Source organism: Xanthobacter pseudotagetidis (assembly GCF_043194795.2).
GTDB lineage: Bacteria > Pseudomonadota > Alphaproteobacteria > Rhizobiales > Xanthobacteraceae > Xanthobacter > Xanthobacter tagetidis_A.
In genome coordinates this window covers 3,512,835-3,527,004 of record NZ_CM195534.1, presented here as the reverse complement: position 1 = coordinate 3,527,004, position 14,170 = coordinate 3,512,835, and the positions used below count along the sequence as shown (strand labels likewise).

The following is a 14,170-nucleotide window of genomic DNA, read 5'->3' as shown; positions in this document are numbered from 1 at the left end:
GGCGCAACCGGCAAGGGGCCTCGCGCGGGGGCGTGTCTCGTTGCATTCCGTCCGGACCAAGCTCCCTCTCCCGCGTCCGGGGGAGGGGTGGGGAGGGAGCGGTCCTCTCCTCTGGCACCGCAATCCGGCTTGGTCCGCGCCGGGACGGCGGCCGGTCGCGGCATCCGCTGCGCACGAAAAGAAAACGCCTCCCGGGAGGTCCCGGGAGGCGTTGTCGTCGATCAGCGTTCGGTTGAGCCGCGGCTCAGCCGCCGAACAGCTTGCGCTGCCACCAGCCCGAGCGGGGCTTCTGCGGCTCACCGGAGCTCTCGGCCGGGGCGGGGGGAGCCACCTCCATGGGCGCAGGTTCGGCGGCCTCGGCGGTCGCCTCTGCCACAGCAACGGGCTCGGCCGGAGCCTCCACCGAAGCACCGGGGCCCGCATCGGCGCCGGCGAGCAGGACCGGCGCCTTCTCGCGCACGGTGGAGCGGCGGCGCGGCTTGGCTGCGGCCTCAGCTTCGACCGGAGCCGGCTCGTCGCCCTCGGCCTCGGCGTGCGGCGCAGCGGGCGGGGCAGCGATCTCCGGCACGGCAGCTTCCGCAGGCGCGGGCTCGGCCGCGTCCATAAGCGGGGCATAGGCGTGAGACGGCTGCGCCTCGGCGGGGGCGTCGGGGCGCGGCTCGGTCTCGGCGACAGCAGCCAGATCGTCCGCGCCGGCCTCGTCGCTCGCGCCGTCCTCGCCTTCGGCCTCGCCCGTGCCGTCCTCCGCCGTGCCGTCCTCGCGCTCGCGCCGGTTGCGGCGGCCGCCGCGACGGCCCCGCCGCCGGCGCCGGCGCTCGCCGTTCTCGTCGTCCCGGCCGTCGGCCTCGGCGCCTTCGGCGCGCTCCTCGTCGCTGCGAGCCTCGCCTTCGGCATCCTCGCCTTCGGCGGCGCCGTCCTCGTCGTCATCCTCGCTTTCGGCCTCGCCGTCGCGGGCCTCGCGCGTGTCCTCGCGCTCGCCGCGCCGGCGCCGGCGCCGGCGCCGCTTGCGGCGGCTGCCGTCGTCAGCACGCTCATCGGATGCCTCGGCGCCCTCGGCCTCGGCCTCGGCGCCGTCCTCCTGGGCCTCCTCGTCCTCCTCCTCGCCGTAGTCCTCGTCGAGCAGGATGGAATCGGGCTGCACCACGCTGGAGGGCCGCGGCGCGGCGGGGGCCGGGGCGGCCGGCTCGCCCTTCTCGATGATGAAGGGCTGGTGGCCGGTGACGGTGTCGTCGGCGGAGATGGAGAGGGTGACGGAGAAGCGCTCCTCCAGCTCGCGCAGGTGGGCGCGCTTCTGGTTCAGCACGTAGAGCGCCACCTCGGTGCGGGTGCGCGCCACGAGATTGTGGGTGGTCGAGCGCAGCAGCTGCTCCTCGAGCGCGCGCAGCAGCTGCAGCGCCACCGAGGCGGCGGAGCGCACGTGGCCGGTGCCGCCGCAGTGCGGGCACACCTCGATGGAGCTTTCCAGCACGCCGGTGCGGATGCGCTGGCGCGACATCTCAAGCAGGCCGAAGTGCGAGATGCGGCCGATCTGGATGCGCGCCCGGTCGTTCTTCAGGCAGTCCTTGAGCTTGCGCTCCACCGACCGGTTGTTGCGCTTCTCCTCCATGTCGATGAAGTCGATGACGATCAGGCCCGCGAGGTCGCGCAGCCTGAGCTGGCGCGCGATCTCCTCGGCGGCTTCCATGTTCGTCTTGAGCGCGGTGTCCTCGATGTGGTGCTCGCGGGTGGCGCGCCCGGAGTTCACGTCAATGGAGACCAAAGCCTCGGTGGGGTTGATGACGATGTAGCCGCCGCTCTTGAGCTGGACGACGGGCGAGAACATGGCGTCGAGCTGCTGCTCGACCCCGTACCGGGCATAGATCGGCTGGCTCTCGCGATAGGGAATGACGCTTTTCGCATGGCTCGGCATGAGCATGCGCATGAAGTCCTTCGCCTCCTTGTAGCCGGCCTCGCCGGCCACGAGGATGTCGTCGATGTCCTTGTTGTAGAGGTCGCGGATCGCCCTCTTGATGAGCGATCCCTCCTCATAGACGAGGTTCGGGGCGGAGGAGTTGAGCGTCAGCTCGCGCACCGTCTCCCACAGGCGCAGCAGGTACTCGAAGTCGCGCTTGATCTCGACCTTGGTGCGGTTGGCGCCGGCGGTGCGCAGGATGATGCCCATCCCCTCGGGCACCTCCAGGTCCTGCACCACGTCCTTCAGGCGCTTCCTGTCCACCGCATTGGTGATCTTGCGGGAGATGCCGCCGCCGCGCGCGGTGTTGGGCATCAGCACCGAATAGCGGCCGGCGAGCGACAGGTAGGTGGTGAGAGCGGCGCCCTTGTTGCCGCGCTCCTCCTTGACCACCTGCACCAGCATCACCTGGCGCCTGCGGATCACCTCCTGGATCTTGTAGGTGCGGGCGCGGCGCTGCGTCGCGCGCTCGGGCACCTCCTCCAGGGCGTCCTCGTCGGCGCCGAGATTCTCGATCTCCTCTTCCTCGTCGATCTGGTCGACGTCGCTGTCCTCCTCGTCGTCCTCGTCGTCGGCCGGGGCGCGGCCTTCCGCCTCGCCGTTCTCGGCCACGGCGGGCGCGGGGGCGTCGTCCTCGTCGTCGGGCAGGATCGGGGCCGGGTGGCTCTCGCCCTCGGCGCCCTCGCGGCGCAGCTCGGCCTCGTTGTCCGTGTGGTGCTGCTCGGAGGGGGCGGGCAGGGGCGTGCCGAACTGCGAATCGACCGCGGCCTCGATCCGGGCCTCGGTCTGCGCGACCTCCTCGGCCGGGGCGACGAGCTCGGCCATGGAGCCGGGATGATCGACGACCGGCGCGGCCTCGACCGCCGCGGGGGCATCGGGCGCAACCTCGGCCGGCGCGCCTTCGGCGGCGCCATCCGCTTCGGCCGGCGCCGCGGCCTCGCCCTCGGGCGCCGCATCGACGACGATCTCGGCCTCCTCCACCTCCTCGGTGACGGTGGCATCGGGCGCGGCGCGGCGGGAGCGGCCACGCTCGCGGCGCCGGTCCCGCATCTCCTGCTCGTCCTCGGCGAGGCGGGCGGCGCGCTCCTCCTCCTCGATCAGTGCGAGCCGGTCGGCGACCGGGATCTGATAGTAGTCGGGGTGGATCTCGCTGAAGGCGAGGAAGCCGTGGCGGTTGCCACCGTACTCCACGAACGCCGCCTGAAGGGAGGGTTCGACCCGCGTCACCTTCGCGAGATAGATGTTGCCCCGCAGCTGCTTGCGGGATGCGGACTCATAGTCGAACTCTTCGACCCGGTTGCCGCGCACGACCACCACCCGGGTCTCCTCCGGGTGGGTGGCATCGATGAGCATCTTGTTGGCCATGGAAATCTCTCTTCGCGGCGCCGGAGGCTGGGCCCCGGAGCGGTCGCAGGGGCGCAGCCGCAATAAGGCCCGCCCGGACGCCGCTGGAACGCCGGATGTGATGACGTAAGGAGGTAGAGGAACGATCGCGCCCGGGCGTGTTGCGAACACCCTCGGCGTCGGGGCACACGGGGGCGCGATGAGCGCGCCGGTCGTGCGGAGAAAGATCCATGCCCTCGGCTACTCGTTCCTCGATGACGGGTCCGGCCGGACCTGGGAGCAGGCTCCCGATGCGGCCATCGTACACGTCCGCGCGATTCCCCAGATCAAGCCGAGGGGGCCGATGGACGAAGGCGGCCAGTGGGCCGACGCCCGGACATCCCAAGGATGCCCGCCGTCCGCGCACCGCCCGAAGAAGGGGCGGGAGGCGGGACAGGGCCATGACCCTCGCGGCCGGCTCCTGGCGGAGGACAGCCGCACACCGGGACATCACCCGCGGCAGCCGCGGCCGCCTGAGGCCGAAGGGCCCTGGCCGGAACGCGAACCGTGTACCATCTTTACTTACCCGGCCCGCTTCCCGCTTGGCAAGGTTCTTGCGCACCGCGGCACAGCATCGGACGCCAGATAACGGTAACATCGGGCTCCAACGCCCAGGCCGCCCCGCCGCTCCGTATACCAGCGGTTAACGTCCTGCCTCTTAACGCTTGGATCGCAGCGCACCGCGGAAGGCGGGCCGAGGGGTCCGGGACGCTGGCGCGGCCGGACCGGATTCGCTGCGGGATCCATCGCGCACCTGCGGGGCGGCTTCGGTCGCGGCACCGGGGTGCCTCCAGAGCGGGGACGCCCCATGACGGCATGCGCCGCGACCTGCCCACCGCCCCGCCGCGCGCGGCGGGGCCTGCGCGCCGCGGCGCGCGCGGCTCAGGTGCTGGTGGTGCTCGCCACGGTGACGCTTGGCCTCTCGGCCGGGAGCCTGCGGGCCGAGTCGCCGGGGAGCGGGCCGCAGGCCGCCGCGACCGCGTCCTCGGCCCACGCGACCACTGCGGACGAAACGGCGGCCCGCGACGCGCGGCTTGCCGGCGATGCCGAGCGCACCCGCCTGGTGATCGACCTCGATCGCGCCGCCCCGTTCCGCGCCTTCACCTTGGCCAATCCCTACCGGGTGATCCTCGATCTGTCGGGCGTCGCCTTCCGCTTCACGCCGGAGCCGGACCAGATGCGGCGCGGCCTTGTCTCTGCCTGGCGCTTCGGCACGCTGGCGCCCGGCAAGGCGCGCATGGTGCTGGAGGCGACCGGGCCGGTCGCCATCGACAGGGCCTTCGTCCTTGAGGCGCAGGACGGCGAGCCCGCCCGCCTGGTGGTGGATCTGGTGCCGACCGACGCCGCGAGCTTCGAGCGCTCCCGCGCCTCCGCCGCCGAACGCCGGCTCGCTCCGCCGCCGGCCCCGGCCGCCGCGGTTCCTGGAGATGCCCGTCCGGTGATCGTCCTCGACCCCGGACATGGCGGCATCGACACCGGGACCACCGGCCGCAGCGCCTTCGCCGAGAAGACCATCGTGCTGGAGACCGCTCTGGCGCTGCGCGACAAGCTGGAGAAGACCGGCGCCTACCGGGTGGTGATGACGCGCACCGGGGACGTGTTCGTTCCGCTCGGCGAGCGGGTGAAGATCGCCCGCGCCAACCGCGCCGCCCTTTTCGTCTCCCTCCATGCCGACGCGCTGGCGGCCGGCGACGGCCAGGCGCGCGGCGCGAGCGTCTACACCGCCTCCGAGACCGCGAGCGACGCCGATGCCGCCACCCTCGCCGAGAAGGAGAACAAGGCGGACATCATCGCCGGCCTCGACCTCTCCGACGAGAGCGACGACGTGGCCGGGATCCTCGTCGACCTCGCCCGGCGGGAGACGCGCAATTTCTCATCCCTGTTCGCACGCTCGCTGGTGGGCCAGCTGAAGGGGGCGGTGCGCACCCATCGCACGCCGCTGCGTTCCGCCGGCTTCAAGGTGCTGAGCGCCCACGACGTGCCTTCGGTCCTGGTGGAGCTGGGCTACATGTCCACCCCCGCCGACCTGAAGCTTCTCACCTCGGACGCCTGGCGCGACCGCGTCACGGACGCGATCATGCAGGCGATTTCGGAGTTCCTCGAGCCGCAGCTTGCCGGCGCGCCGGCACGTACCGAGCGGCATGTGCCGTAACGGAAGATGGAGGCGGTGCGCGCAAGCTTCGCGCTTGTCGCGAAGCAGCCACGTTTGGCCACCATAGAAGGCGCCGGATTCGTGTGCCGGCCGCAGGAAAGACCGGCGCATGGTCGCGCCGATGTGACGGCGCGCAAGGCCGCGGCCATCGGGGGCCGGCAATTTGTCCTTCGCAGCGCGGCAATCTCGCGCTATGGCGTGAAGGGCCGGAAGGCGGCGGGTTCGGCCCGCAGGAGGAAGGCGGGACGATGCGGCTGCTGTTGCGGTTCTTCGGGTTCATGTTCGCGCTTGGCACCCTCGTCCTCCTGGTCGGGGCAGCCGGGGCGACCTACTTCGTCTGGAAATATTCCCAGGACCTGCCCGATTACTCGCAGCTGCAGAACTACGAGCCGCCGGTGATGACGCGCGTGCACGCCGCCGACGGCGCGCTGGTTGCCGAATACGCCAAGCAGCGCCGCCTCTACATTCCCATCCAGTCGGTGCCGAAGCTGGTGATCGAGGCGTTCCTTTCGGCCGAGGACAAGAACTTCTACGAGCACGGCGGCCTCGATCCCACGGGCATCTTCCGGGCCGCGAGCTTCTTCCTCCAGAACTACGGCAAGAACGTCCGCCCGCAGGGCGCCTCCACCATCACCCAGCAGGTGGCGAAGAACTTCCTTCTCACCAACGAGGTGTCCATCGATCGCAAGATCAAGGAGGCGCTGCTGGCGCTGCGCATCGAGCGCGCCTATTCCAAGGACCGCATCCTGGAATTGTACCTGAACGAGATCTATCTCGGCATGGGCGCCTACGGCATCGCCGCCGCGGCGCTGGTCTATTTCGACAAGTCGGTGGATCAGCTCAACGTGCAGGAGGTGGCCTATCTCGCCGCCCTGCCCAAGGCGCCGTCCACCTACAATCCCTTCCGCGACCGCGACCGCGCCGTCGACCGCCGCAACTGGGTGATCGATCGCATGGTCGAGAACGGCTTCGTCACCACCGCCGACGGCGAGGCGGCCAAGAAGGCGTCCCTCACCGTCACCCCGCGCGCCACCGGCGCCCAGGCGGAGGCTGCGGAATACTATGCCGAGGAGGTGCGGCGGCAGATCTACGAGCGGTACGGCGAGCGCAAGCTCTACGAAGGCGGCCTCTCGGTCCGCACGCCGCTGCGCAGCGATCTCCAGGTGGCGGCCCGCAAGGCGCTGACCGAGGGCATGATCAAGTATGACGAGGCGCGCGGCTGGCGCGGCCCCATCACCCACATCGAGCTCGCCGGCGTCGACTGGGGCGTGAAGCTTGGCGAGGTGAAGGAGTTCGGCGACGTGCCGTGGCGCGTCGCCGTGGTGCTCGACGTGAACAAGGACAATGCCCGCATCGGCCTTCAGCCGCGGCGCGAGAAGTCCGGCCAGCGCTCCAACGAGCGCGTGGTGGAGCTGCTTCCCGCCGACGGCGTCAAGTGGACCCGCAAGGCGCTCACCCAGGTGGTGAAGCCCGGCGACGTGATCTATGTGGAGCCGTTCGCCAATCGCCCCGGCCAGTACCGGCTGCGACAGTTCCCCGGGGTCGAGGGCGCCATCGTGGTGATGGAGCCCACCACCGGCCGCGTGCTCGCGCTCACCGGCGGCTTCTCCTACGACGAGAGCCAGTTCAACCGAGCGACGCAGGCCATGCGCCAGCCCGGATCCTCGTTCAAGCCCTTCGTCTATTCCGCCGCCCTGGACAACGGCTACACGCCGTCGACCATCGTCATCGACGCGCCGTTCGAGCTGGAGCAGAAGGGCCAGGATACGTGGCGGCCGGAAAACTATTCCGGCAAGTTCTATGGCCCGCAGACCTTGCGCTTCGGTCTGGAGCAGTCGCGCAACGTGATGACGGTGCGCCTCGCCAACGACGTGGGCATGCCCATCATAGCCGATTACGCCAAGCGTTTCGGCATCTATGACGACATGGCGCCCTACCTCGCCATGGCGCTCGGCTCCGGCGAGACCACGCTGCTGCGCATGACCGGTGCTTACGCCATGGTCGCCAATGGCGGGCGCAAGGTGACGCCTTCGCTGATCGACCGCATCCAGGACCGCTACGGCCACACCATCTACCGCCACGACGAGCGCGAGTGCCGCGGCTGCGATGCCGAGAAGTGGCAGAACCAGCCCGAGCCCACCCTCGTCGACCGCCGTCCGGTGGTGCTCGATCCCATGACCGCCTACCAGATCACCTCCATGATGGAGGGCGTGGTCCAGCGCGGCACGGGCACGGCGCTGAAGGAGCTGGGCAAGCCCATCGCCGGCAAGACCGGCACCACCAACGATGAGCGCGATGCCTGGTTCATCGGCTTCACGCCGGAGATCGTGGTGGGCGTCTATCTCGGCTACGACAAGCCGCGTCCCATGGGCAAGGGCTCGACCGGCGGCATCCTCGCCGCGCCGGTGGTGCGCGAGTTCCTGCGCACCGCCATCGCCGACCGGCCCGCCATCCCGTTCCGGGTTCCGGCCGGCATCAAGCTGGTGCGCATCGACCGCAAGAGCGGCCAGCGCACGAGCGCCGGCGACGGCAATGCCATCCTCGAAGCCTTCAAGCCCGGCACCGCCCCGCCGGATGGCTACAACGTGGTCTATTCCGACGGCACGGTGACGCCGGAGGCGGATCGCGCTGTGCGTTCTGGGACCGGCGGCCTCTACTGAGGGCGAGGCCGGACCACCTCGGGGCACCTGTGGGCGCCTCGTGCCCGGCGCCCACATTTTGCCTACCGTCGCCCTTCGACGTGATCGGAGGGCCCATCCTGCGATCTGGCGCGATGCGGGGCAGGGGCGTGGATGCTCCGATCAAGTCGGAGCATGACGGCGGCTTGTGGGGCCGCCGTGCGTGCTCCCTCTCCTTCCGCGCCTGTGTCACCTTTCACCACCGTCATCCCCGGCTTGTCCGGGGATCCACCCTGCGGCCGGGCGGGCCTGCGCTTTCCGGAGCGTGGCGCAAGCGGTGCCGTGGATGCCCCGGACAAGCCGGGGCATGACGGTGGTCTTCTGAGATGCGGCGAGGCGTGCTGCCGCCAGCCGCCCGCCTTCCCGCCGTCGCCTCGTTCCCGGCGCTCCCGCTTTGTCCGCCGTCGCCCTCCGACGTGATCGGAGGGCCCATCCTGCGATCGGTCAGCGATCCTGGGCAGGTCGCGTGAATGCTCCGATCAAGTCGGCGCATGACGGCGTGAAAACCTGTGCCGCCCGCGGACCCTTGGCCTCAAGGCGGGAACCGGTCAGATTGCCGGTGCACGACAGCGCGCCGCGCCCAAGGCGCTCGACCGGGAGAGGACATGGCCTCCAGACGCTCCCTATGCCGGCTTGCGCCCCCGCGCGCGGGCGAGCGTACCATCGTGGCCCGGCTTGCGGCCGCTCTCATGTTCGCCGCGGCGTCCGGCCTGTGGCCGGCCCAGGCCCACGGCCCCGACGGCGCGCCGCCGGCGCCGGCTGCGCTGGTCGCGCCCGAGCGCCAGCTGGAGGTGCGCGGCGCCTTTCAGGGCAAGAACGAAGCGAAGGACATAAGCGCCATCGCCTGCGCGACCCCGATCGGGGCGGCCGGGCGCGCCTGCCTGCTGGTGAGCGACGGCGTGCGCCATGCGCGGCTTGCGACCGTGACGGCGGACGCCATCACGCTCGGCGCCTCGATCACGCTCGTGGCCAAGAAGGACGAAGCCGGCGCGCGCAACAAGGAGGTGGATGCGGAAGGCGCCGCCTTCGTGCGCGCGGGTGATCACGGCTTCTACTACGTCACCGGCTCGCACGGCGCCTCGCGCGGCAGCGGCAGCTACCAGAGCGCGCGCTTCGGCCTGTTTCGCATTCCCGTGGACCCGGCCACCGGCCGGCCCGCCTTCGCCGGCTTCGACGGACCGCGCCCGGCCCCGGAGGTGGCACGCACCGGCGTGCTGGAACGGCTGATCGCCGCCGTGCCGGAGCTCGGCCCCAAGGCCTGCGCGCGCGAGGAGGCATGCCCGGGGCTGGACCAAGGCGGCGTCAATATCGAGGGGCTCGCGGCCAAGGACGGCGATCTCTATTTCGGCTTGCGCGCGCCGACCCGGGACGGGCGCGCCTTCGTGCTTCGCCTGCCGGCGCAGGCCCTGTTCGATGCCACGGCAGCGCCGTCGCTGAAACCAGCCGTGCTGAAGGCGCGGCTCGGCGCCGCCTTTGGCATCCGCGATCTGGTGGCGGTGGAGGGGGGCTTCCTCATCCTCGCCGGTCTCGACGTGACGGAGCAGCCGGGCCTCACCTATCCGAGCCTGGTCCACTTCTGGGACGGGGTCGGCGAGGCGACGCGGCCGCTCGCGGTGCTGGCCTCCGCCCATCCCATGGCCAAGCCGGAGGGCCTGCTCGTGCTCGCCGACGAGGCCGGCGAGGACTACCGGCTGCTGGTCCTGTTCGACAGCGCCGAGGGCGGGGCGCCGGCGGAATACCGCGTCCCGCGCCCGTGATCGTCCCTATTTCGGCACGCCGTTGATGACGAACAGCGCGTCGAGGAACTGGTCCGGCGGGAAGGAGCCGAAGGAGCGCGCATAGATCTGCCGGATGCTCTCGGTGCGGTAGAGGCTGGCGAGCGTCGTGTCCACCAGCAGGCGGAACGCCTGGTCGCCGCGCGGCATGGCGAGGGCGTAGGTCTCGAAGGTGAAATACTGCTCGGAGAGACTCAGGCTGCCACCCTTCGCGCGGTTGCGGATCAGGTAGGCGAGGATGCCGCGGTCGCCGAAATAGGCGTCGAGCTTGCCGTCTGCCAGAAGATCGAGGCCCTGCGGGTGGTCGTCCACGAGCACGATGTCGGCCGGAATGCGCATCTGGGCGAGGGTGGAGCGCAGCGTCTCCTCGGTGGTGGTGCCCTTGAGCACGCCCACCTTCTTGCCTTTGAGGTCCTCGAGGCCCTTCACCGGCGTGCCGCGGGTGACCACGCTGGCGCCGTCGAGGAAGGTGGGCAGCGAGAAGTCGACCAGCGCCCGGCGCGACATGGTCATGGAGGTGGGATCGCACAGGATGTCGATCTGCCCGCTCTTCACCGCCTCGAACCGGTTCTCGGCGTTGATCATCACATAGTCGATCTTCAGGCTCGGCAGCTTGAGGTGCTGCTTCACCGCGCCCGCCACCTCCCGGCAGAGGTCGACGATGTAGCCTGCCGGCTGCCCGCTTTGCGCCGCATAGGAATAAGGCGGGGCGAAGTGGCGATAGCCGATGCGGAAGGTCTGCGTCTCGGCCACCCGTTCCAGCGTCTGGGCCGATGCGGGGGCGCGCGCGCCCGCCAGCGTCAGCGCCGCCGCGCACAGGACCGCGCGCACCATGTTCCGCTTCATGGCCTTCTCCCCCGACCTCTCCTCGCGGCGCGCCGTGGCGTCGGCGCTTGCCCTGCCGTCCCTTCTAGCATGCATCGGAGCGGCGCCGAACGCCAAGCTTGGCCTTATGTGGCCTGCGCGTGCCCGCCGCGGGGTCGATGCGGAACATTCCGGAGGCTTCACGCTATATTCAATCGGATATAAGAAAGGCTGCCGCTGGGGCGCCCGGCGCGCGCGATTGCGAGGATTTTTTTCATGCCGTCATTGCTTTCCCGCCGCCACCTCGTCGCCGGCATGGCCGCGCTTGGCGGATCGCTGGCCCTCCCGCTGCGCAGCTTGCGCGCGGCGCCGCTCGCCGGCCTCGAGGTGCTAGGTGCGCCCAACGCCTCCACCATCGTCCTCGTCCGCCTGATGCAGACCGGGCCGTTCGCGGCGGCGGCGCCTGGTGCCTCCTTCCGCCTCTGGCGCGACACCGACGATCTGCGCGCCGCCATCGTCTCCGGCCGCACCAGGCTCTTCACCACGCCGACCCACGTGCCGGCCAACCTCGCCAATCGCGGGCTGCCGCTGAAGCTGCTCTGCCTGCTCTCCATGGGGCATCTGTCTATCGTCACTGCCGACGAGAGCATCACCTCCTTCAAGGATCTCGCCGGCAAGCCGGTGCTGGGCTTCTTTCGCAATGACATGCCGGACCTCGTGTTCCGCGCCATCGCCAAGCGCGAGGGGCTCGACCCGGACAAGGACATGACGCTCACCTACGTGCAGACGCCCATGGAGGCGGCGCAGATGCTTGCGGCGGGCCGCGCCACCACCGCCGTGCTCTCCGAGCCGCCTGCCACCGCCGCCATCATGATGGCGAAGAAGGAGGGCCGCACCCTGCGCCGCGCCGTCAGCCTCCAGGCGGAATGGAAGCGCCTCTATGGCGGCGAGGGCATCCCCATGGCTGGGGTCGCGGTCCACGAGGCGCTGCTCGCCGACAGCCCGGAGCTGATGGCGGCCCTGCGCCAGGGCATGGTGCCCGCCAAGGACTGGGTGCTCCAGGACCGCGCGGCGGCGGCCGAGCTCGCCCAGGAGAAGATGCAGATCAAGGCGCCCATGTTCTCCGCCTCGCTCGACCACTTCAACGTGGTGGCGGTCGGGGCAAAGCCCATGCAAGGCGCGCTCGTCGCCTTCTACGAGGCGATCCTGGCGCTCTCCCCCGAGGCGCTCGGCGGCAGGCTGCCGCCCGACAGCTTCTATCTCGACCTGTGAGCGCGCGCGGGGGCGCTCGCGCAGAGTCCCGCTTGAAGCGCCACTTGGAGCCCAGGCTGGCGCGGGCGGGATGGGGCGCGCTCGGCCTCCTCGTGCTGGCGCTCGCCTGGCAGGGGGGCAACTGGGCCTTCGGCCCGTTCGTCCTGCCGTCGCTGTCCGAGACCGGTCGGGCCCTTGCGGAGCTTGTGGTCGGCGGCATTGCGGGACCGGCGCTGGCAGAGACCGCGGCCCATTCCCTCGGCGGCTTTCTCGCTGGTGGGGCGGTCGGGCTCGCGCTCGGCCTGCTCGGCGGCACGTTCATGCCGGTGGGCGCGGCGGTGCGGCCGATGCTCACCGCCATTCTCGGCACACCGCCCATCGCCTGGGTGGTGCTGGCGCTGCTGTGGTTCGGGCCCGGCGGGGGCACGCCCACCTTCACGGTGGCTGTCACCGCGGCGCCGATCGTGTTCCTCGCCGCGCTCCAGGGCGTGCGCGCCCGCGACCCGCGGCTCGCCGAGATGGCCGACATCTACCGCGCGCCGCCGCTCCTGCGCCTGACCGACCTTCTGCTGCCGCGCCTCGCGCAGTTCCTGGCGCCGGCGTTCGCCACCGCGCTCGCCTTCTCGTTCAAGGTGTCGGTGATGGCCGAGGTGCTGAGCGGCGCCGACGGGGTCGGCGGCGCCATCGCCACCGCCCGCGCCCATCTCGATCTGCCGCAAACCATGGCCTGGATCGTCCTGGTGGTGGCGTTCCTGCTGGTCGCCGACGCGGTGCTGCTCGCGCCGCTGCGCGGCTGGCTGGCGGCGAACGGCGCGCCGTCGGCCGCGGCGGGCTGAGCTATGCTGAGCCTCAAGGGGGTGCGCCTCTCCTTTGGCGACGGGCCGGTGCTCGACGGCATCGACCTTGCGGTGGCGAAGGGAACGCTGGTGGGGCTCATCGGGCCCTCCGGCTGCGGCAAGACCACCCTGCTCGGCCTTGCCGCGGGTACCGCGCGCCCCGAGGCGGGCGAGGTGAGGAACGGCTTCGCGCGCACTGCCATGGTGTTCCAGGAGCCGCGCCTGCTGCCGTGGGCGAGCGCGCTCGACAACGCCGCCTTCGGCCTGAAGGCGGCCGGCATGGCGCGTGGCGCGCGGCACGCGCGGGCGCAGGCGATCCTCCAGCGGCTCGGCCTCGCGCTGCGCGATCTTGGCAAGCGCCCCGCCGCGCTGTCCGGCGGCATGCGCCAGCGCGTCGCCATCGCCCGCGCGCTGGCGGTCGAGCCGGACCTGCTGCTGATGGACGAGCCGTTCTCGGCGCTGGACGTGGGCCTCAGGGCGGAGCTTCAGGCGCTGGTGCGCGCCGAGGTGGAGCGCGCCGGCATCGCCGTCCTGTTCGTGACGCACGACGTCACGGAGGCGGTGCGCCTTTCGGACCGGATCGTCGTGCTCTCTCCGCGCCCCGCCCGCGTGGTGGCGGACCTTCCGAGCACGCCCCTCGACGCGCCGAGCGCGGTGTTCGCCGAAGCCTCGCGGCTTCTGGCGCTGCCGCAAGTGGCTCGGGCGCTCGCCCCGCCGGCGCGCGGCTGAGGGCGCTCAGGCGCGGGGAAGGGGGGTGACCTTCATGGTGTCCTCGCCTCGATGGAGGGCGATGGACAGGCGGAAGCTGGTGCCGATGCGCTCGGCGAGGGCGACCACCCGGTTCGCGTCGGCCGGCGCGAACACGGCGTCGGCGGTGGCGCGGAACAGCGACAGCCAGCGGGCGAAGTGGGTGTCGGCAAGGTCCGGCATGCGCAGGTGCGGCGGCAGTGGCCGGCCGTCGTAGCGGCTGGTGCGCAGCAGCACCGACGACCAGAAGTCGCACATCTTGGAAAGATGCACCGGCCATGCCTCCGGCGCGATCTCGCGGGCGAACACCGGGCCGAGGAGGCCATCCTCGCGCACCGCGTCGTAGAAGCCGTGCACCAGCCGATGGATGTTCTCCTCGGTGATGGTGGCGCCGGAATCGGCCAGGAGGGAGCGCGTCGCGGGCTGCGGGGGCTGGGTGAGCTCGCTCATCGCACCATCCTTCATGCGGCGCCGGGTCTGCGCAAGCCGGCCGCCTTCGAGGCGGACATTCCTGTGGCTGCACCGGGGTGGGAGCAATGCGCCAGATCAATTCCGACGGCGGCGGGCGCGGCGGCGCGGCGCCTTGCAAATCG

At 71.2% G+C, this 14,170-nt stretch carries 9 protein-coding genes; 6 read left to right on the top strand and 3 right to left on the bottom strand.

Annotation, left to right across the window (positions count from 1 at the left end):
• Positions 1-244: 244 nt before the first annotated feature.
• Complete coding sequence (locus V5F67_RS16105) at positions 245-3,316, bottom strand: Rne/Rng family ribonuclease (protein WP_394016791.1); 3,072 nt, start codon at positions 3,314-3,316, stop codon at positions 245-247.
• Between the two features lie 826 nt (positions 3,317-4,142).
• Here V5F67_RS16105 and V5F67_RS16100 point away from each other — a divergent pair.
• The 3 genes from V5F67_RS16100 (at position 4,143) to V5F67_RS16090 (ending at position 9,921) form a co-directional block, all read left to right on the top strand.
• Entirely contained in the window at positions 4,143-5,486 is a 1,344-nt protein-coding gene (locus tag V5F67_RS16100) for an N-acetylmuramoyl-L-alanine amidase (protein ID WP_394016792.1), read from the top strand.
• 248 nt (positions 5,487-5,734) lie between these two features.
• Positions 5,735-8,146 carry a penicillin-binding protein 1A gene (locus V5F67_RS16095; RefSeq protein ID WP_394016793.1) on the top strand — a complete coding sequence of 804 codons (2,412 nt, stop codon included), beginning with the start codon at positions 5,735-5,737 and terminating at the stop codon, positions 8,144-8,146.
• 623 nt (positions 8,147-8,769) lie between these two features.
• Entirely contained in the window at positions 8,770-9,921 is a 1,152-nt protein-coding gene (locus tag V5F67_RS16090; RefSeq protein ID WP_394016794.1) for a DUF3616 domain-containing protein, read from the top strand.
• 6 nt (positions 9,922-9,927) lie between these two features.
• On the opposite strand, the gene V5F67_RS16085 is transcribed toward V5F67_RS16090, so the two are convergent.
• Positions 9,928-10,785, bottom strand: a complete 858-nt coding sequence (locus V5F67_RS16085; RefSeq protein ID WP_394016795.1) for an amino acid ABC transporter substrate-binding protein — start codon at positions 10,783-10,785, stop codon at positions 9,928-9,930.
• Between the two features lie 234 nt (positions 10,786-11,019).
• Here V5F67_RS16085 and V5F67_RS16080 point away from each other — a divergent pair, with 234 nt between their 5' ends.
• The 3 genes from V5F67_RS16080 to V5F67_RS16070 are packed head-to-tail and all read left to right on the top strand — an operon-like array spanning position 11,020 to position 13,559.
• A complete protein-coding gene (locus tag V5F67_RS16080) occupies positions 11,020-12,015 on the top strand; it encodes an ABC transporter substrate-binding protein (RefSeq protein ID WP_394016796.1) in 996 nt (331 codons plus the stop codon).
• 32 nt (positions 12,016-12,047) lie between these two features.
• Positions 12,048-12,830 carry an ABC transporter permease gene (locus tag V5F67_RS16075; RefSeq protein ID WP_394016797.1) on the top strand — a complete coding sequence of 261 codons (783 nt, stop codon included), beginning with the start codon at positions 12,048-12,050 and terminating at the stop codon, positions 12,828-12,830.
• A 3-nt stretch (positions 12,831-12,833) separates the two neighbouring features.
• The gene (locus V5F67_RS16070) at positions 12,834-13,559 is read left to right on the top strand and encodes an ABC transporter ATP-binding protein (RefSeq protein WP_394016798.1); all 726 of its coding nucleotides are present in this window, start codon (positions 12,834-12,836) and stop codon (positions 13,557-13,559) included.
• Positions 13,560-13,565: 6 nt separating this feature from the next.
• Here the strand turns inward: V5F67_RS16070 and V5F67_RS16065 are convergent, their stop codons facing one another.
• Positions 13,566-14,027 carry a group III truncated hemoglobin gene (locus V5F67_RS16065; RefSeq protein ID WP_394016799.1) on the bottom strand — a complete coding sequence of 154 codons (462 nt, stop codon included), beginning with the start codon at positions 14,025-14,027 and terminating at the stop codon, positions 13,566-13,568.
• Positions 14,028-14,170: the final 143 nt, after the last annotated feature.